Origin of the sequence: Nostoc sp. (assembly GCF_036916735.1) — a bacterium.
In the GTDB taxonomy this organism is placed as follows: domain Bacteria; phylum Cyanobacteriota; class Cyanobacteriia; order Cyanobacteriales; family Nostocaceae; genus Nostoc.
Genome location: NZ_JBALFV010000074.1, coordinates 1 through 20,128, shown reverse-complemented (window position 1 = coordinate 20,128; position 20,128 = coordinate 1). Strand labels below are relative to the sequence as shown.

The 20,128-nt window shown below is 42.6% G+C and carries 14 protein-coding genes and 2 pseudogenes; 3 read left to right on the top strand and 13 right to left on the bottom strand.

Annotated features, from left to right (window positions below; genetic code table 11):
* Positions 1–108 precede the first annotated feature (108 nt).
* The 4 genes from V7L20_RS17830 to V7L20_RS17815 form a co-directional block, all read right to left on the bottom strand.
* Complete coding sequence (locus tag V7L20_RS17830; RefSeq protein ID WP_334745368.1) at positions 109–672, bottom strand: CpcT/CpeT family chromophore lyase; 564 nt, start codon at positions 670–672, stop codon at positions 109–111.
* 358 nt (positions 673–1,030) lie between these two features.
* Positions 1,031–2,212, bottom strand: coding sequence for an 8-amino-7-oxononanoate synthase (gene bioF / locus V7L20_RS17825; RefSeq protein ID WP_334745367.1), 1,182 nt, complete (start codon positions 2,210–2,212; stop codon positions 1,031–1,033).
* 85 nt (positions 2,213–2,297) lie between these two features.
* Positions 2,298–2,930: a Holliday junction branch migration protein RuvA gene (gene ruvA / locus V7L20_RS17820; protein ID WP_229469791.1), complete on the bottom strand. Its 633-nt coding sequence runs from the start codon at positions 2,928–2,930 to the stop codon at positions 2,298–2,300.
* Positions 2,930–3,685, bottom strand: coding sequence for a sucrose-phosphate phosphatase (locus V7L20_RS17815; protein ID WP_334745366.1), 756 nt, complete (start codon positions 3,683–3,685; stop codon positions 2,930–2,932). The genes ruvA and V7L20_RS17815 overlap by 1 nt, the downstream gene beginning before the upstream one ends.
* Before the next feature lie 428 nt (positions 3,686–4,113).
* Between V7L20_RS17815 and V7L20_RS32730 the strand changes: the two genes are divergently transcribed.
* Positions 4,114–4,386 (top strand): helix-turn-helix domain-containing protein, encoded by a 273-nt coding sequence (locus V7L20_RS32730; RefSeq protein ID WP_442943575.1) that lies wholly within the window; start codon positions 4,114–4,116, stop codon positions 4,384–4,386.
* Here the strand turns inward: V7L20_RS32730 and V7L20_RS17810 are convergent.
* Together V7L20_RS17810 and V7L20_RS17805 are read right to left on the bottom strand one after the other, a co-directional pair.
* A complete protein-coding gene (locus tag V7L20_RS17810) occupies positions 4,369–4,776 on the bottom strand; it encodes a CVNH domain-containing protein (protein ID WP_334745365.1) in 408 nt (135 codons plus the stop codon). The two genes, V7L20_RS32730 and V7L20_RS17810, sit on opposite strands and share 18 nt — an antisense overlap.
* A gap of 407 nt (positions 4,777–5,183) precedes the next feature.
* Positions 5,184–5,456: pseudogene (locus V7L20_RS17805) on the bottom strand (transposase); the annotation flags it as partial.
* 468 nt (positions 5,457–5,924) lie between these two features.
* Here V7L20_RS17805 and V7L20_RS17800 point away from each other — a divergent pair.
* On the top strand, positions 5,925–6,629 hold the full coding sequence (locus V7L20_RS17800; protein ID WP_334745364.1) for a Uma2 family endonuclease: 705 nt from the start codon (positions 5,925–5,927) through the stop codon (positions 6,627–6,629).
* A 6-nt stretch (positions 6,630–6,635) separates the two neighbouring features.
* Here V7L20_RS17800 and V7L20_RS17795 read toward each other — a convergent pair whose 3' ends face one another.
* Positions 6,636–10,001 (bottom strand): PAS domain-containing protein, encoded by a 3,366-nt coding sequence (locus tag V7L20_RS17795; RefSeq protein WP_334745363.1) that lies wholly within the window; start codon positions 9,999–10,001, stop codon positions 6,636–6,638.
* 319 nt (positions 10,002–10,320) lie between these two features.
* Here V7L20_RS17795 and V7L20_RS32725 point away from each other — a divergent pair.
* Positions 10,321–10,674 (top strand): annotated as a pseudogene (locus tag V7L20_RS32725) (zinc ribbon domain-containing protein); the annotation flags it as partial.
* A gap of 7 nt (positions 10,675–10,681) precedes the next feature.
* On the opposite strand, the gene V7L20_RS17785 reads toward V7L20_RS32725, so the two are convergent.
* The 6 genes from V7L20_RS17785 to V7L20_RS17760 all read right to left on the bottom strand — a co-directional run bounded on the left by V7L20_RS17785 (position 10,682) and on the right by V7L20_RS17760 (position 19,631).
* Positions 10,682–12,322 (bottom strand): NAD(P)/FAD-dependent oxidoreductase, encoded by a 1,641-nt coding sequence (locus tag V7L20_RS17785; protein ID WP_334745362.1) that lies wholly within the window; start codon positions 12,320–12,322, stop codon positions 10,682–10,684.
* Positions 12,323–12,784: 462 nt separating this feature from the next.
* The gene (locus V7L20_RS17780) at positions 12,785–13,705 is read right to left on the bottom strand and encodes a helix-turn-helix domain-containing protein (protein WP_334745361.1); all 921 of its coding nucleotides are present in this window, start codon (positions 13,703–13,705) and stop codon (positions 12,785–12,787) included.
* A gap of 12 nt (positions 13,706–13,717) precedes the next feature.
* Positions 13,718–14,614 carry an NmrA family NAD(P)-binding protein gene (locus V7L20_RS17775; protein WP_334745360.1) on the bottom strand — a complete coding sequence of 299 codons (897 nt, stop codon included), beginning with the start codon at positions 14,612–14,614 and terminating at the stop codon, positions 13,718–13,720.
* A gap of 253 nt (positions 14,615–14,867) precedes the next feature.
* Positions 14,868–15,896 carry a S66 peptidase family protein gene (locus V7L20_RS17770; RefSeq protein WP_334745359.1) on the bottom strand — a complete coding sequence of 343 codons (1,029 nt, stop codon included), beginning with the start codon at positions 15,894–15,896 and terminating at the stop codon, positions 14,868–14,870.
* Positions 15,897–16,081: 185 nt separating this feature from the next.
* Complete coding sequence (locus tag V7L20_RS17765) at positions 16,082–18,739, bottom strand: two-partner secretion domain-containing protein (RefSeq protein WP_334745358.1); 2,658 nt, start codon at positions 18,737–18,739, stop codon at positions 16,082–16,084.
* A gap of 262 nt (positions 18,740–19,001) precedes the next feature.
* Positions 19,002–19,631 carry a hypothetical protein gene (locus V7L20_RS17760; RefSeq protein WP_334745357.1) on the bottom strand — a complete coding sequence of 210 codons (630 nt, stop codon included), beginning with the start codon at positions 19,629–19,631 and terminating at the stop codon, positions 19,002–19,004.
* Positions 19,632–20,128 lie beyond the last annotated feature (497 nt).

The window sequence follows — 20,128 nt, the reverse complement described above, 5'->3', positions numbered from 1 at the left end:
TTTTAAGAAATGTAGTGACCCAAGTTCATCACAAATGTCAAAATAAAGATGATTTGAAATATCTAATATCTCTTCTGTTTTCAGTAAATCACAATCAACTAGAGACTTTTACTTGACTGTCGATTTCTGTTTGTGTTTGCGTAAAATTGTTTTGTTTGTACCCCAGACACCTATAACTAGCATTCCTAATGTAAACGAGGGTTCAGGAATAGAATCAACTCGGCGACACTCAATCGGTGTAGCGAAAAGCAAGTTACCATTAGCTGCAAAAATCTTGTCTAAAGAGTCGATGCCATTTTGGGAAACAGTTACACTAGAAATCACCTTACCACCAAAACTTGTTGGACAGCCATTAGGAGAGTTATTCCCAATGTAATCACTCGCTTCCCACAAAAGTTGTAAATTGCAGCTTGTTGGCAAAACTTTGCTAAAGTCAATAGTCTGTTCCGACTCTGGTCGAGTACATAATCCAGTAACAGAATAGTTTGGATCAAAGGCACGAATACTGAGATTAACTGCTGAATTTTCTTGGCTAAAAGAATAAAGACGGAAGCGGCTAATACTTTTTTGTTCAAGATAAATATTCTCTATTCCAGTTACAGGGTTGGCATTGGTCAATTCCACATTACAACTTGACAGAGTAATCGGTGGAACAGAAGGATTATTTGCCACTTGTTGGGAATATATCGAACAAACCAGTGAACCACTGTGCTACTTGCTTGACCTATGTCTCAATTGGGGGTGCAGTAACAGCAGTAGCGCTTGCCTGATCAAATGTAAATGCTGAAAATAAGGCTGTTAGAGTATATACTTTGACGATATTCATAAATTAATGCAATATCTTAAGTTTCAAAGTATTTTATCTTACTTTAGCTTACGAAAAGCCTAAAATATCCTATTTTCTTTAATACACCTCACAATGAATTTGTACAGTGTGTCAGTTCTATTACTTTTGGTGTGGTGCAATTCCTAGATAATTAGTTCGGCATCAATATAACTATTTTCAATGAATCCTCAACCGTAGTGCGATCTAATAAAATTTGCTGTAATTGACATCCTTTAGTACTGCTAGCAATTTTTCAATATGTGCTGTTTCATGAGTTGCCATTAAAGAAATTCTGATCCGACTTGTAGGGACTGTGGGGGGACGAATTGCTGGGGCAAAAATTCCAGCATCTTTTAACTGTTTTCCAGCTTTGAGGGCATCTCTTGCACTGGATAATTGAAAACATAGTATGGGTGATTTGGAAGGTAATAATTTTAGATTAGGTAACTGTTCTTGCAGCAAATTTTTCAAGTGATGTACATTTTGCCACAATTGGGCACGGCGTTGCGGTTCTTGTTGCACTATCTTGATTGCTGCTAAAGCCGCCGCCGTATCAGCAGGTGAAAGTCCAGTTGTGTAAATCCAAGTGGGTGCGCGGTTCCGTAAGAAGTCAATTAAGGCGCTACTTCCTGCTACATACCCGCCTAAACTACCTAAAGCTTTACTCAGAGTGCCAACTTGAATTAACGGCTTTCCCGTACATCCAAAATGTTCAACACACCCAGCGCCAGTTTTTCCTAGTACCCCTGTGGCATGAGCTTCATCAACTAGCAGCATACAGTTAAATTCATCGGCGATCGCCAACAGTGCTGGCAACGGACATAAATCGCCATCCATGCTGAAGACGCTATCAGTAAGAATCAAACAGCGTCGGTAGTTTTGTCGCTGTTGACTCAACTGAATTTTCAATACTGCAATATCACAGTGCGGGTATTCCACAAATACTGCACCACTGAGAATCGCTCCATTTTTTAGACTGGAATGATTGTACTGATCAGATAAAATTAAATCACGTTTGCCAACAAGGGCGGTAATTGTACCCAAATTGGCTAGATACCCGGAACTAAATACCAAGGCATCTTCTGTTTGTTTGGTAGATGCGATCGCCTCCTCTAATTCTCTGTGTAATTTCCGATGTCCACTGAGTAATCTAGAACCAGTGCTGCCAGTGCCAAATTCTGCGATCGCAGCTGTCGCGGCTGCCATCAATCGCTCATCCCCAGTTAATCCTAGATAGTCATTGCTGGCAAAATTAATTACCTCTTGCCCAGCTAAAACCACAGTTGCACCAGGGCGACCGTGGATTGTTTGTACTGAACGATACCAGTCAGCTCGATAAATTGTTGCTAAGGACTGTTCTAGCCAAGCATAAGGATCAGTGGGCATAGGGGCAGAAGGCAGGGGGCAGGGGAAGAATAAGAAATAACTAATGATAAAGGACAAATGACTAATGACTAATGACTAATGACAATTAAACTTGTTCACTGCTGAGATGAGCGATCGCTTGTTTAATCCAGTCTTCGACGTAGGCATCTTTGGGTAGTCCGATGTCTTCACTCACCACATGAAGGGCGTGACTGACTTCATGAGCAGTGTATCCCAAAGCGAAGAGGGTCATTTGCACTTCTTCAAGAATTCCCGGTGCTGGCCCACCTGTGGCGACGAAGAACCCGGCTGATTTGCGCCACTCGACTAATTTGCTTTTCAGTTCCAAACAGATGCGTTCAGCGATTTTTTTACCAACACCGGGAGCCTGAATTAAGATTTGCGTATTGCCTGCGATAATTGCTTGGACTAAATCTGGTAGTTCCAGAGTGTCCAAGAGTGCGATCGCTAAGGCTGCACCAATACCGGTGACAGTCAGCAAGTGACGAAATAAATCGCGTTCGGCTGGCGAAGCAAAGCCATATAGGAAAGGCACTTCTTCACGAATTTGGAAATGGGTAAAAATTTGCGTTACTCCTCCTGACTCTGGTAACTGATTTGCTAAACGTTGGGGAACTTGCAAATCATACCCCAAGCCATTCACTTCCAGAGTCAGAATCACGCGATTAGCGCCAATTGTTTGGATACCAGCGACTATACCTTTTAGATAACTAATCATTACAAAAAACCAAAATAATTTAAGCCTTCGATAATTCCACCTGCACAAAAACATGAAGCCAGGTAGCGGTGTTCAGAGGAATGCTCATTGTGCCATTGGAGTAACTCTTTTCGGGCATTCCCTACAATGATTCCCTGGGCGTTGCCTACAGCAAATAAAGCAATATCATTACCTGAATCACCACAGACAACTGTTTGTTCTGCTGCAAATTTCCACTTGTGGCGTAAAAACTGCATTGCCTGACCTTTATCGCTGCTATGGGGTACAATGTCAAGGTCTATTCCGCTACTGTAGATTAACTTTACATTCAATTTAGATTTTTGCAACTCTGCTTCAAGTTGTGGTAAAATCACCCCAGCATTGTGTTGAAGAAAAAAGCTCACTTTGAAGGGACGCTGTTCTGAATCTGGTTGCAGAGCTAAGTCAGGATAATTTTTACTTATAGATAATACAAGTTCCCGATTCCAGCCAGGGGAAAGAATTTCTGACCAACTTGAATCTGGGGTGTCAGTACCATCAAGATAAATTTCTGTACCAACAGAAAGGACGAGGGCATCCGGTTGCAAAAGATTTTTTTGAGCTTGGAGTTCTTTATAAAGTACAGGCGATCGCCCAGTAGAATAAACAATTTTTGTACCGTATTTTTGGCGATGTTGACTCAGCAGTCGATTTAGTTCTGCTAAAGCGCTGTCATCACCCACTGTGCGATACACAAGGGTGTCATCCAAATCTGTTATAAAAAGAAATTTAGCCATAACTATCTCCTATGCTTCGCTTTACCATCAAAAAGTTTATGTCCTTTTTGCACTTATCTAAAGACAACAACATAGATGTAAATAAGTAGGCGTAAATAATTATCGTTGGAATAAGGCAGTCGAAGTATGCCCCCTGCCCTCAAAGCGTACCCCTACGGGGAAGCAAGCTACGCGTAGCGTCCCCCAGGGATGGAATATTTTTTTAATTGGAAGTCACTTATTACTCTGTGTTCTCTGTGTCTGGAGTGGTAGCCTGGGGCAAGCCCATCTATACAAAAGGCTGGACCAACATCTACGTTTAAGTAAGTCGGCGTGAAAAAACCAAACTATATAAAGATAAATAAATACGGAGAACCCATCTACCGAGGTAAATAAACAATATGACGGCTCCTTTAAGGGTATTCCTGACTCGTGAGTAAGACAAAACTCTGTTAAACCTAATAACAGCGAATGTACCACGGAAAGTTAAAGACCGGGCAGAGGTAATCAGATTAAACGCACATGGTTGGTACGTAGAAAAAATAGCTGCTCACTTTGACTGGACTGCTCAAACTGTAAGATTTGTCTTACATAAATGGCGAAACCTCGGTTTAGAAAAATTCTCGGCTTTAACATTATTAGATAATTGGCATAAGGCTGTATATCATAGCAGCCTTATGCCAATTATTTTAGATTTGCTATATTCAAAGATCAGGCACTAGAACACCATTTCGATTACTAATGTGATCATTAAGCGCAAACATGCTACTAAAAGGCTGGGGGTTTCCGATACAATAATCACCTGTCAGGGAAGAATCCCCTTTAAGATCAATATAAAAACCAATGCGACCACAACTTTTTATCAACCCACCTTCACCAGGCGACCATGATAATACACCATTATGGTTAGCTATATACTTATTAAGATCTAATTTAGAATTAGCTTTCTGACCATTTCTTTTAACACATGTTGCACTCAAGTACAAATGAGTTTTATCTCTATCTAATTTTAGATTGGAACATGTTTTCTCAAAACCACCTGCTAATGCTACATCAGGTTTTATAAAAAAAGTAGTCAAAAGCACAAGAGACAAAACATTAATAATTTTCAAAGTGTTCACCTTTCTTTTTATGGTGGGGTAATTTTGGTTTAATTAGGTTCTCGCCTCGAAAAAAGTGCTTACACCTTCTTGGTAGGCGTTGAAGTTTTCGACTATTTTGTGCAGTACACTTTGACCTGCTTGAGAGTGGAAGATAGTGTAATGCACATTATCTTTTAAAGTCTGCAACTCATTCTTGACCACTTCTAAATGAAAACTAGTCCGCCCAAACCAAATAATAGACTACCTAAGAGCGTATATAGCACAGTTAGCCAACTTCGACGCTTGCTTTAAGAGAAACAATACTAACTTTGTCTCCATTCTGGGTAAAGACAGCCTTATTTTTTGAGCGCCATATTCATGATTCAAGCGTATCACCTCCTATGAGTTTCTCTACCTACGTTAATATGAATACATAATTGCTGAACTTGTTTACACCGATGTATTGGGCCGTTGTCTTGCACGATTACTCTGATGCGACCTGATTTTTGGGCTTCAAGAGCTTCGGTCTCCATCATTTTGATATAGGATTAGCGTGAAACACCACCAATCACCAGTCCGTACACAAAACTAATTAAAGGTTGGAGAAAACCAATAATACTCAACCTTCGTCCCCGACGCTTACTTTGTTCTAAGCGTTTTTGTTCACCTCGGAAGTAATAGCTGTAACTGGGGTCACTCCAAGCACAAAACCTTTATCTTTACACAGTTTGGTTTTTTCACCTTGTTCTACTTATTTGGATAATTTATTTCTTGGAAGTCCCTAAATAGATTTATAAGTTCATTACAATGATTGCTGCAAATGCTTAAGCGTTTCTTATACATGAAAGAGTATTTGTTGCAAAGCATTAAGCATTTGCAGCAACTAATTATACATTTGCAGCAAATGCTTAAGCGTTTCTTATACATGAAAGAGCATTTGTTGCAAAGTATTAAGCGTTTGCAACAACTAATTATACATTTGCAGCAAATGCTTAAGCGTTTCTTATACATGAAAGAACATTAGCTACAAACGCTCAAATTTTGACAACTAATGTTTAAATTTGAGCGATGTCGAAAGAGACTTAGCACCGAAAAACAATGTAGAGACTTAGTACTACGTCTCTTTGGCTTAATGCACTACGATACAATCAATTCAGCCACCTCTACGGCCTCTGATCGTGGTCAACACCTCTCCACTACATCCGACTCCAACTGATTCTACCTCCGACATTCCGCCTCTTGAGAGTGGCGATCGCCTGATTCGTCCAGAGTTTGAGCGTCGCTATAATGCCATGCCCAACCTCAAGAAAGCCGAATTGATTGAAGGAGTCGTTGACGTGGCATCACCTTTGCGCTTTGAACCACATGCCGAACCACATGGTAATTTAATGATTTGGCTGGGAAATTATAAAGTAGCAAAACCTGGTGTCAGACTGGGCAATAATCCAACTGTGCGGCTAGATTTAGATAATGAACCCCAACCTGATGCCATTTTGTTAATCGATGCAGCCTGTGGCGGCTCATCTCATCTAAGTACTGATGGATACGTGGAAGGTGCCCCAGAATTAGTAGCAGAAGTTGCCGCCAGTAGTGCTAGCAAAGATTTGTATGATAAAAAACGTGCCTATCGTCGCAATGGAATTCAGGAATATATTGTTTGGCAGGTTTTTGAGCGGACTATTAGTTGGTTCAGTTTACAAAATGGTGAATACGTAACACTGATCCCAAATGCGTCAGGGATAATTCAAAGTCAAGTGTTTCCTGGATTGTGGCTTGATATATCAGCATTAGTTGCAGGAAATATGCAACAAGTTTTAGCAGTGTTGCACAAAGGGCTAAGTTCAGTGGAGCATCAGATATTTATTCAGCAGATAAGTAGTTAAAAAGGTTTAAACTGAATCATTTTGAAGGATGGTAGAATTTAGTTTTGTCTGCACGAGTGCCACCACAGCTTGAACTAACTCTTCTGGATCAAGGGGCTTGGTAACGTGCCGTTGATAACCACTGGTTATGGCTTGCTGGTAATCATCAACTCTGGCATAAGCAGTCAAAGCGATCGCGGGAATCTTTCCCCCTTTTTCTGGGGTTAAAGTTCGGATTTGTTGAATCAGGGAATAACCATCAACTTCGGGCATCCCAATATCACTGATTAAGACATCGGGTTGAAAGGACTCCAGGTTTGCTAACACTTCTGCCGCAGAGGAAACAGTTAGGACTTGCGCTTTGTATTCAGTCAGCAATACTGTTAATAGCTCACGGGCATCAGGGTCATCATCAACTGTGAGGACTCGAATCCCCGTGAGTTTGAGTGCTTGTTTTGACAACTCATCTATCTGCTTGATGTCCGGTTCAACATTTAGCAGTGGCAACTGGACTGTAAAGGTGGCTCCAAAACCTTCACCAAGACTATCAGCCGTGATGATGCCGCCGTGAGCTTCAACTAACTGCCGGACGATCGCTAACCCCAAGCCTAACCCGCCAAACTTGCGAGTAATTGAGACATCTTCTTGACGAAATGATTCAAAAATATACGGGAGAAAGTCAGGGCTAATACCTTTGCCAGTATCGCTGACGATAATTTGTGCTTGATCATTGATTCGCTCTAATCTAATTTCTACCTTTCCGCCTTTGGGAGTAAACTTGATAGCATTAGAAAGTAAATTCCAAACGATCTGTTGAAGGCGGTTGGAATCTCCAAAAACCTGCCCAATATTTGGTAGTACTGAATGCAATAGTATTGATTTAGCACCAGCTGCTATACTTACCGTGTCGATCGCAGATTCAATCACAGATGCCAGATTCACAGGAATAGCATCGATGCTGAGTTTGCCGCGCAGAATCTTAGCAACATCGAGTAAATCATCAATCAGTTGAGTTTGCACTTTAGCATTGCGTTCGATGGTGGCTAAGGCTTCAGCTGTTTTAGTTTCATTGAATTTGCGAGTTTGCAGCAGTTTTGTCCAGCCGAGAATGGGGTTGAGAGGCGATCGCAATTCGTGGGAAAGAATGGCAAGAAACTCATCTTTGATGCGATTGCCACGTTCTGCTTCAGCCCGCGCGGCTTGCTCTAGCTGGAATAGGCTATCGCGTTGAGCCTCCAGTTGTTTTTGTGCTTCGATATCAGTTGCACTGCCAAACCATTTGATAATTTGACCTTGTTTATTCTTTTGCCCAATTGCTTGGTGTAGATGCCAGCGATAGACACCATCTGCTTGCCGTATACGACCTTCGGCTTGATAAGAGGTACCCTGTTGTACTGCCTTGCTCCACTGTTGAGCCATAATAATTACATCTTCTGGATGGATAACCTCTTTCCAGCCGATGCTGTGGGCTTGTTCTGGGGTTAATCCTGTGAATTGTAACCAACGTTGATTGACATCGAGTAATGCTCCTTCAGGGTTGGCTGTCCAGACTAATTGTGGGATTAATTCTGCCAAGCACCGATAGCGTTCTTCGCTTTGGCGTAATGCTTCCTCTACCTGTTTGCGATCAGTGATGTCTTCAGCAATACCTGCAAACCGATAAATCTCTCCTGTTTGATCTCGAAGTGGAAAGCAGCGATCATGAACCCAGCGAATGCTATCATCGGGTAAAATAATCCGATATTCCTGATCAAATTTACCTGCAACAGCTTTTTTATGAAACGCTCTCTGGATCGATTCTCGATCCTCTGGGTGGATACGATCAATCCATGCTTGTTGTCCTTGATACAATTCCTCTGGGTTTAATCCCCACAGTCGTTTGTAGGCAGGACTGACATAGCTGACTCGATTTTCAGGCACTTCTGTGATCCAGAATACTGCATCAATATTTTCTGCAAGTTGCCGAAAACGTTCTTCACTCTCGCGCAGAGCTTCGGCTGATCGTTTGCGTTCGGTGATATCTATATCAATACCAGCCATCTGCATCGGTTGCCCCTGTTGGTCGTAGAACACCTTGCCCTGGCTCAATGCCCACCTAATTGTGCCGTTGGGATATACTACCTGAAATTCAATATCATAGTCTTCTCCATTGGCGACAGCACGATCTACAGCTGCCAAAACGCGATCGCGATCCTCAACGTGTAACTGGGCGACAAACATCTCGAATGAGCCGTCAAACTCTCCTGGTTGCAATCCAAATAAGGCTTCTAGGTTATCTGACCAAGAAATTTTTCCTGTCTGGATATTCCAGTTCCACGTTCCCATCCGAGAAGATGACAGTGCCAATTGCAGCCGTTCTTGGCTCTGCCATAGTTTTGCTTCTACCTGTTGGCGTTCTTTTAGTTCACGCTGTGCCTGCTGATACAGTTGTGCCTGTCGCAAGGCGATACTCATCTGAGTTGCCAACTCTTTAAGTAAGTCAATTTCTAAGGGCTGCCAAAATCGAGGGGAGGTACAATGATGAGCAATTAGCAATCCCCAAAACTGGTTATCTTGGAGAATTGGTACAACCAGATGAGCTTTGACTTGAAACTGTGTCAACAATTCACCGTGGCATGGGTCAATACTGCTATTATAAATATCTGATACTGCTGTTACTTGCCCGTGATAATAGCGTTCGATATAATTCTTGATAAGGGTGGGAGCGTACCTAACAAGTTGCGGTCGATTGGAAGCGATGTAGCTTTCATCTGGGCAGGAATCATCTATAGTAGACGAAAGCAGCGATCGCCACTGTGCCCCAACTGATTCTGCTACTACTGTACCATCGCCGTCAGGTTTTAACCGAAAAACCAAGACCCGATCGGTGTGAAGAAATTTTCTGACTTCGGCTACAGTTCTCTGAAGAATTTCATCCAGATTCAGGGATTGGTGAATTTTCTGAGTAATATATAAGACTACGCGCTCTCGCTCAATACGCTGTTGTAGTTGGGTGTGTAGCCGCACTGTTTTAATTGCCCCATTGACAGCTATTTGCAGCCTTTCTGGGGTAATTTGCTCTTTGACAATATAATCTTGTGCGCCCGCTTTGATTGCCTGAACTGCGATCGCCTCATTGCCCTGTCGGGTGACGAAAATTATAGGTAAGCAAGGCTGTGGGGTTGAAGGTTGCAATTGAGCGAGAAATTCCAGTCCATCTAGATCGGGTAGACGATAATCAAGTAAAACGGCATCTGGCTGGTGTTTCTGCCACAGTTCTAGTCCTTGCACCCCTAACGTTGCTTCTAGGATAGTATAGGAATATTCGCGATCGCGCAGCAAATATCGCCGATAGAGTTCTCGATCTTCTGGGGAATCATCGACAATTAAGAGGGTGCGCTGTTGCTGAGACATTGTAAATTAATTGAGCGGATAGAGTTAAAGCCCACATTCCGCACATTATCATAGAGAAATCAGTATTTTGAAAATAGCGCTAAAATCCTCATTTATGTAAAGATTCTATCATGTCCTTGTATTATGATCGGAAACGCGTGATTTTAAAACCTTTTGGAGAAACGCGAAATTGCATTTTCTGCTATTGGTTTAACATGTCGCAAAAGTCCCCACATTCAATGTACTCATACTGTTAGTGTTAAGTAAAACTCCTTCAGGTAAATATCTTGCATCCATCCTGACTGAAGTAGAAGGAAAACACCCTACTGCAACAGAAGGAAAGATTTACAAGTTAGAACGTAATGGTGGGAAGTTAGTTGAGATTGATAGATGGTTCCCCAGTTCAAAACTCTGCTCTAATTGTTTTTATCAAATGAGTGAGATGCCACTAGATGTCCGTGAATGGACTTGTCCTCATTGCAATATTCATCATGATCGTGACGTGAACGCCGCAGTTAACGTGAAGCTCGCCGGACAGAATCTTCTGCCTGGCAGACTTCACATTAAAGTCGCCGGAGGGCATTCGGAGACTAAAAAAGGACGTGGAGGAAAGCATCAGACTATTGTAAAAGTAGCAGCATCCTGCGAAGCGTCAACCCGCCAAGAATTCATTCAATTAAGTTTGTTTGACTAGATTGGAATTACCGTGGCTTCAGCCCGGTGAGGATGTCAAAATTGTAATTCCTCAAAATACTTAAAGCCACCGCCTCCGCTACCTTAATCCCATCGATACCAGCCGAGAGAATTCCCCCCGCGTATCCCGCGCCTTCACCAGCTGGATAAAGACCGACTGTATTTAAACTTTGATAATCCTCTTTGCGTTTAATCCGAATCGGAGATGATGTGCGGGTTTCCACGCCTGTCAACACAGCATCGTCCATTGCAAATCCTTTAATTTGTTTGTCAAAAGCGGGAAGTGCTTCACGGATGGCTGCGATCGCATAATCTGGTAAACTCTGACTCAAATCACCCAAATGTACCCCTGGTGTATAAGACGGCTTAACAGTGCCAAATGCTGTAGAAGGGCGATGATTGAGAAAGTCTCCTACCAATTGCCCTGGCGCTTCATAAGTGCTACCGCCCAACTCAAAAGCCCGTTCTTCCAAGCGCCGTTGCAAGTCAATACCCGCTAAGGCGCTGCCCGGATAATCTGCGGGGGTGATGCCCACAACGATCGCACTATTGGCATTGCGTTCATTGCGAGAGTATTGGCTCATCCCATTGGTGACGACTCGCCCCGGTTCAGATGTGGCTGCAACCACCAAGCCCCCCGGACACATACAGAAACTATAGACGGAACGGCCATTTTCGCAGTGGTGAACCAGTTTGTAATCGGCAGCACCTAAAAGCTTATGACCAGCCTGAGCGCCGAAACGACATTGGTCGATGAGAGTCTGGGGATGTTCGACTCGAAAGCCGATAGAAAATGGTTTCGGCTCTATATAAACTCCACGATTAAATAGCATTTGGAAAGTATCGCGGGCGCTATGACCGACTGCCAGAACTACATAATCGCTGGCGATATATTCCCCACTGGCAAGGGTGACTCCCCGTACCTGTCCGTTTTCGATGTTGATATCTTCCACCCGACTTTGAAAACGAATTTCACCGCCGAGAGATTCGATTTTAGCACGCATACTTTGGACGATTCCCACCAGTTTGAAGGTGCCGATATGCGGTTTGTTGAGATAGAGAATTTCCGGTGAGGCTCCCGCATTCACGAGTTCGGTCAGTACCTTGCGCCCATAATGCTGAGGATCTCTGACCTGACTGTAGAGTTTGCCATCAGAAAATGTACCCGCACCACCTTCGCCAAACTGGACATTAGATTCTGGGTTGAAATCTGATTTTTTCTTCCAAAAGTTAAAGGTATCAACGGTGCGATCGCGGACTTGTTTGCCACGTTCTAAAATGAGCGGACGGAACCCCATTTGTGCCAGCATCAAACCCGCAAACAAGCCGCTAGGCCCTGTACCAATGATGATGGGGCGAATTGCCAAATTGCTCGGTGCTTGTGCCACTGGGCGATAACTCATGTCTGGCGTAGCCATCACATGGGGATCTTTTTTCAGGCGCTTGAGTAGATGAGTTTCCTGAGTCGTTTCTACATCCAGAATATAAACAAGGGTAATCTCTCCTTTCTTACGGGCATCGTAGCTACGCTTGAAGATGAAATAGTTAATCAATTCTTGGGGCGTGATTTGCAGCTTTTTGAGGATAGCAGTTTTGATCTCATCTTCAGGATGATCAAGCGGAAGCTTTACTTCTGTTAGTCGTAACATAGCGAGGAGAAATGCATACTGTCTATCAAAATCTTAACAAGAGAGGCAGGAGGCAGAAGGAATAGTGTTTCCTGCCGTGAGCAAGGGTTAAATTCAAAAACACCAAAATCTCCGATTTGGCGACTTAGAATTAACTGGATTTAACGCTCTTGTGTCACTCTCCAGGAGGGCGATCGCGCTTAAGCCTCATCAGGCAATCAATACAAGCTATACTATTAGAAAAAATGGGTCTTGTATTTGTTATTAGAAAAGAATCGCGCGATACCTGCGGTGCTTGCTAGCCTACGCTTGCTATACAAAAGCTCTAGAATTCAGAAATGATAAATGTTTTCAAAGAGTGACAGAAGAGGGCTAATAAATCTGATGTGTGCGAAAAGTGTAGTTTTTACACACCCTTTGTCGGCGCACCCTCAGAATAAAATTACAAATACTGTAAGCGAGTTTTTATTTATTTATGACAGTCTAACTAAACGAGTTTCTAAATTCGAGTGGCGAGACGCTTGTCTTATTCTTAAATAATTTATTAAACGACTGCGGATGTTCAAAACCGAGTTGATACGCGATTTCACCGACTGAAAGCGATGTTGTGGATAACGCTTCTTTGGCTTTTTCGATTAATTTATTGTGGATATGCTGTTGGGCGTTTTGTCCTGTCAGCGTTCTTAACATATCGCTTAAATAATTCGGCGATACGTTTAATTTACCAGCAATATATTTGACGGTTGGAATTCCCGATTGTAATTCATTTTGTCTATCAAAATACTCGTTTAATAAATCTTCCAGTTTCACCAGCAAATCACTGCTCGCTTTTTTGCGGGTGATAAATTGCCGATTATAAAATCTGTTTGAATAATTAAGCAGTAATTCAAGTTGTGAAACAATCACATCCTGACTAAAGTTATCAATATTGGAACGATATTCCTGCTCCATATTTTCGATAATATTGTTTATGATTGCTTCTTCTTTTTCCGAGAGGTGCAAAGCTTCATTGACCGAATAGTTGAAATACTCGTATCGCTTGATCGTTTTGGCTAGCGATGTATTCCATAAAAAGTCGGGATGGATTAGTAGTGACCATCCCCTACGCTTTGATGCTGCATCTTTATCAATCTCCACTCCGAAAACCTGACCGGGCGACATAAAAAACATTACGCCTTCATCAAAATCATACTCCTGCTGACCGTATTTATATTTAGTGTTCGGTGTTCTTTTGAGCGCGATTGTGTAGAAATCAAAGACAAGATTTATTAATTCTTGGGGAGGCACATATTTAATAGATTCTAAATTAATCACGCTGATTAAAGGATGCTCAGGTTTAGGAAGCTCCAGCATCCGATGATATTCGGCGATCGTTTTAAATCTACGCGGTTGTGTGTTTGTCATATCGAAATGTAATTATTGCTGGTTGTAAACAACCGCGAAATCTTTCGCAAAATCTTTCAGTTTTACTTTACCCAATATTGGTCTATGGCGGAAATAGTCTTCATACAATCTGCCTCCACGCCTAGCGGCATTCATTTCCACAAAACCCTGAGCAGTTTGCGGGTTCATTCCTGATTCCAATAGACCATTTAAAAATTGTTCGTCAGAAATTTCCAGCCATTTGAGATCGGAATTTCCGATGGCTTCGCCCAGAATTTCGGCGATTTCGTTTGGCGAAACTTCATCGCTTGCAATATAACGAATTTCTTTACCATTAAAAGGTTTTTCAATTTCTTCGGCAATCACGGCAGCAATATCTAAAGGGGAGACCCACGGTTCTTTTTCATCGCCGCGATAGTTGCCGACAATCGCGCCTTGTGATTTGATGGTTTGGATAAAGGTATACATGTAAGTGTAAAAACCGACTGGGCGCACGAATTTAATAAAGACCTCTTGGGGCAGCTCTGTTAAAATATTTTCGACATTGTAATGAAACCGGAGCAAGCCAACTCCTTTGTCAGCACCGATGCTGCTCAGATGCACGACACGTTTCACGCCCGATTGTTCAATGGCTTGTTTGTAGTTTTTGCCAATCTCGGTGATAGCCGCGATCGCATCAACATTCGGGTCGAAGAAAGCATCGGGGGCAAGCGATTCCATCACATAAACTACATCTGCGCCTTTAAAAGTCGCTGATAGAAAGCCAGCGTCTTCCATTGTGCCAATGGCAGCTTTTGCGCCTAGAGCTTCAATATCTTTCTGCCTTTGGGCTTTGCTGCTGATAACCGTCACCTGATGCCCTTTTTTCACTAACTCTTGTGTCAGTGGTTTACTAATATTTCCTAAAGAACCTGTTACTATAACTTTCATAAATATTTACTTACAAACTATTTCTAAATTGAAATTTGAATTTCTCTATTTATAGTAAATAATTTTTTATCTTTAAAGTTAGCCGAATCATCGGTAATTGTATCCAAAATGTGGAATTTTACTGCTTAACTAAGGGAAGGAAAAGCAGCCGACGGCTGCTTTTCCTTTTTAAATAATAATGATAATCATTATTATAACTGGTGATTTTATTCTTTGGAAGTCCCCTATTTTTTACTCCAACCTCCTGCCTTCTTCATACAAGATTAACAGCCGCTTCTAACATTCGTATTGTCCCAAGTTCAGCATTTATTTCCACTTCTACACCGATTGGCAAGGTAAATTTATCCTTAATATGACCAATCATTGAACCGTACCAAGCAGGAATACTTAAAGGAAGTATGTGTTGTTGCAATACTTGCATTAAAGTAAAGGATGGTTCATCTCCAAGTTTACAATTAGTGCATTGCCCAAAGATAAAGCCAGCAATTTGATTAAGTATCCCAGCAGTTTTTAATTGTGTCAGCATCCTATCTATACGGTAAACGTCCTCGCCAATTTCTTCTACAAACAGGATGCTTTTGTTCCAAGAAGGTAGGTAAGGTGAACCAACCATCGCTGATAGGACTGATAAGTTTCCACCCACAAGCTTACCTCTCGCCTTTCCTGGTGCTATTATCTGCAACCGCACTTCGCTAGGGTTGAGATTTTGCATAGTTACAGCTTCACCATCAAATAGGATGCGTTTAAAGTAATCGACTGTAAACTGATTCCAGGTAGACGTAGCAACTGGCCCATGAAAAGTAATCATTTGACTACAAGCATTAATTGCTAACAACAGCGTGGTAATATCACTGTATCCGATGATAATTTTGGGATGGGAGCCGATTAGCGAGTAGTTGAGTAGGGGTAAAATGCGATTGCAGCCCCAACCACCACGCATAGGAATAATTGCTTTTATGGTGCGATCGCTAAACATCAAGTTTATATCCTGGGCGCGATCGGCATCTTTCCCCGCTAAATAGCCATAACGATCTAAAATATGCTTCCCCAGCTTAACTTTTAACCCTAACTGTGAAATTGATTGCTGTGCTGCTTCGATGTCTTTAGCGTCAACGATACCCGCAGGGGAAATCAATCCTACGCTATCGCCCGCTTGCAGGTGAGACGGCTTGCGGCTGGTGTTGAGAGATGGGTTACCTTGGGCGGTAAGTGCTGTTGGTATCTGGGTGGCTAGTGTAGCTAGTCCACAGGTTGTGATAAATTCCCGACGCTTGATATTCATAACCATTGAGTTGGGGATTAGGGATTGTTTTTCTAATACCTAGTACCCAGTTTTGTAAAGAGTAGTTATAGCACAATACAGTTCAGTTAGCGCCAAAAACCTTAAACTGTGTAGGTTGAATATATCTTTTCTAACTCCTGTAAAAATGGGCGAATCACGAGTGATTACTTGCAACTCAACAGCATTTACTGATCAGCATGAGTTGCACTGCAAGATACATCTTTCTGCCACGAACCACGACCGCCAGCAGCTACATTAGCTGTAAATACTACCTCTCCCTTTTCGTTTACCGCCCATCTACTTGCTTCTACAATACGTTCTGGTGTGATAGTAACTACCTTAGTAGTAACAGGTGGATTGCTGGGTACGCGTAGCCTGCTGTTGGCGTTTGCGTTAGCGTCTCTGAAAGAGAAGCCTCTGGTAGACAAGGCATCGCTGCTAGGTTTGACCGATACCCAACCTACTTCTACTGTGCCGTTTGGGAGAATATCCTTGGTAGGATTAGCAGGTAAACCGCCGCGTCCGGTAATGATAAAGCTGCTTTGAGCATAACCTGGACTATCGCAGACTTGCACTACTTCAGTTTCTACACCTATTGTGGGTAACTCAACTAAGCCACTGTTGGGGTCGATACCAGGTGTATTAAGTTCTACAGTGCCTTGTCTACCAAATTCTGAACTAGCAGTGATGTCACTCAAGAGAGTTGGACTTTCACGAAACTTAATACCATAAATGCCATTCGTTTTTATATCCACTCTCCCACCTGCACCTGAAAAAGCATTAGCGCTTATGTCACTGTTTTCTTTGGGGATAGCAACAATAAATTTAGAGTTAATATTGATACTACCACCATCTCCACCCTGTTGTGCTGTACCTGCGGTGGTGGATATTTCACTACCACGGCGCAGCAGTAAGAGGTCTTTTACTGATAGAGTAATGTTTCCTCCATTACCCGATGTCGTTTGCGAGGTAATACTTCCCTGGTCAAGACTCAGAGAGCTTGCTTGTACTTTAGAATCACCTGCTCTTCCAAGTCCTGTGCTGCTACTGGTTATCTGTGCGCCATTTTTGATAGTCAACTGCCCAGTTTCAATCGTTAAATTCCCGGCGTCTCCCACGCCTGTGGTTTCAGTTGTCAAGAGGCTGGGCATCTGACGGTCGGCTGAGGTGCCATTTAACTCTATAGAGTTAGAAGCATTCACCGTTACGCTTCCTCCTCGTCCCTCACCCCCAGTACGGGCCGACATAAATGCTCCATCCAGGACTTGCAATTTCTCAGTTTTAATTGTCAATTCTCCGGCAGATCCAGTACCTGTGCTTCCAACAAGCAAGCCGCTTCTGACCTGACCATTTGCCGATGTTCCAATCAGTTGCACTGATTCAAAAGCGGTCACGCTCAACGTCCCTCCCGACTGAGCCGAGCCTAAATTGGAAGCTGAGGCTCTTGCCCCATCCCGGACAATAAAGGAGCGAGTTTCAATCGTCAAGTCTCCAGGTTTGCCGGAACCTTCCGCCAAAGTAAACAGACCACTAGGTATCGGATTATCAACTGATGTTGATGTTCCAATCAGTTGCACCGAATCAGAGGCTTTTACAAACAACAGTCCTCCTTGTCCCGAACTAGTATTAGCACTAGTAGTTAAGATTTGTGCCCCACCCTGAACAATCAATTGCCCAGTTTCAATGCTCACCGAACCGGCATTTCCGATATTATCAGTCTGAGTTATGATTCTGCTAGAATTCTTACCATCTGCATCTGTTCCACTCAGTTCCACAGAATCAGAGGCTTTTACAGTCACAGTCCCCCCCTGCCCGGAGTTAAAAGTACCAGCTGCTATCTCTGACCCATCCCGGATAATCAACTTCCCAGTCTCAATCGTCAAAATTCCACCAGTTTCGACACCAGAAGTTTCAGCTGACAGGCGGCTTGCTCCAAGGACTTGCACCAACTCAGAGGCGCGGACGGTAAGTGTCCCTCCTGGTTCCCCTCCTGTGTTATCAGCTACAATTTGTGAATCATCAGCGATTGTGACACGTCTACCTTGTAGCTGGATATCGCCACTGCCTAGTTGATCACCGACACCTCGTTCAAAACTGGTTTCGATTATAGCTCCTTTGGTGAGGGATACGTCTGCTAGCGCTACATTATCAGGAAAACTCAAACGCAGATTTTTGTCATCTATATTCAGCCCTACCGTTCCTTCTCCTGCTAATCCTCCCAATTCCACTCGACCATTGAGAACGGACAATTTCCCCCCTTCTAAGTTCACATCACCACCTACCAACAACAAACTTTGATCGGCAGAAAGTTGCAGACCTGCTGTAGATTGATTGGTAATCGATTTGGCAATTTGGTTGAATAGCAAAGCTGAAGGATTGACCGTTAGGACTGGGGGAGAATTAGGAACTGAGGCACTGAACAAGCCTTGATTACCAAACCCGATGGCATTTGCTGTTGTTGCTACAAACGAACCTCCTATACTAAGTTGGGCATTCGGCCCAAAGATAATCCCATTGGGATTAATCAGAAACAGATTAGCACTACCTAAGACACCGAGTCTGCCGAAAATCTCGGAGCGGTTACCCCCTGTCACCCGACTAATAATATTCTTAATACCAGAAGGATTGCTGAAAAAGGCTCCTCTTCCTTGTTTAACGTTGAACTGCTCAAAACTGTGGAATAGATTGGCACCCCGAGTTGCTCCACCGTTTATCCGGTCAAAGTTAGGAGAAGGTATAACAACAGAACTTTCCTGACCTAATGTGTTATCGGGTACAATCTGGGCTAGGGCAGACTCGTTGGCTGCTGCTCCTGCCGCAACTAAAGCCAATAAGCTTGCCAACCTCAACTGCCATAGCTTATAAAATAAGCTTTGAGAGAACACGGGAAAAGTCTCCTTAGAGGATATTTGTAAAGTTTTTATCAAGTTACTTAATTATTAAAGATGAAACTGAGGAAATTTTCGATAGCGAAGAAGAATAGTAGCCATACTCAATTAATACCCTGCCTAGAAATTCTCTAAGTGGGGTCATTGTTTTTGGAGTGGCTGTAGTATCTAAAATTTGGGTTTGGTTAAGCACTACAAGACCAAGCTAATTGAAGAGTCAAGAGGTTAGACCATCGAGACTGGGTATGAAATTAGGCTTGTTCTCAAGAGTGGCGAATTGGGTTTCCTGGAAGCACAAGGCACTAGTGTTGAGGTTGTAACTGAACTCTTTAGTGGAAGTAGCGCCAAGCCTAATTATGGAGTCAGCATCATAATTTATCTTTACACCTGTGTCTACATTATTTGTGTTTACATGTGTTTTTACAAGCTCAATATCGAGACTGGGTATGAAATTAGGCTTGTTCTCAAGAGTGGCGAATTTGGTTCCCTGGAAGGACAAGGCACCAGTGTTGCGGTCGTACCTGAACCCTTTAGTGGAAGTAGCGCCAAGCCCAATATTTATGAAGCCAGGATCATAATTTATCTTTACATGCTCATAGTAGTGATTCACAGGGTTAATATTGATAATCTTACCCGAAGAGAAGTTTTTAATGATGTCAAAACCATCACTACTATAGACGTACAGGTCATCAAGAACGAAAAATTTATCAATTACATTGTTGAAGACAAACTCATCATCACCACCAAAACCATTGAGAGTGTCATCACCTAAATCGCCGAAAATGGAATCAGTTTCTGGAGTCCCAGTTAGATTGTCGTTACCAAGAGTACCGTTAATAGATGCCATGTCCATCACTCCTTGTCAAACTATGGTTCAGTGCAGAATTAAGTTAATTTAACGTGAGCTTCTAAGGAACGGGATTGGTTATGCCTTAAGAAAAACGGCGTTGCTGAATCGAGGTATGAACTTGGATGTAGAGACGTAAAATTTTACGTCTCTACAAGGATTTTCACCACAACGCACAATCGTTTTTATACCGTAATCAGCAACGCCAGAAAAACAATCTAATTTTCTAGGAGTTCGACGGGTTGAACAAGGTACAAAAAAAGCTAAGACTGTAATTACATGAAAAAAAGGGTGTTTAAGAGGTTGTTTGAAAAGTGGTTGGCTGTGATTTCAGGCACTTATTGATCCCCCCTAACCCAGGGCTATTTCATTCTAAACGTAGCATTTATATGGTAAAATGCTGCACGAAAAATCAGAACATTCATCTACTCTCGTGAGCCAAATAGCAATTATAGAAGCATTCGCAGGACTTGAAGACCCTCGTCGCCGTGCAGGAC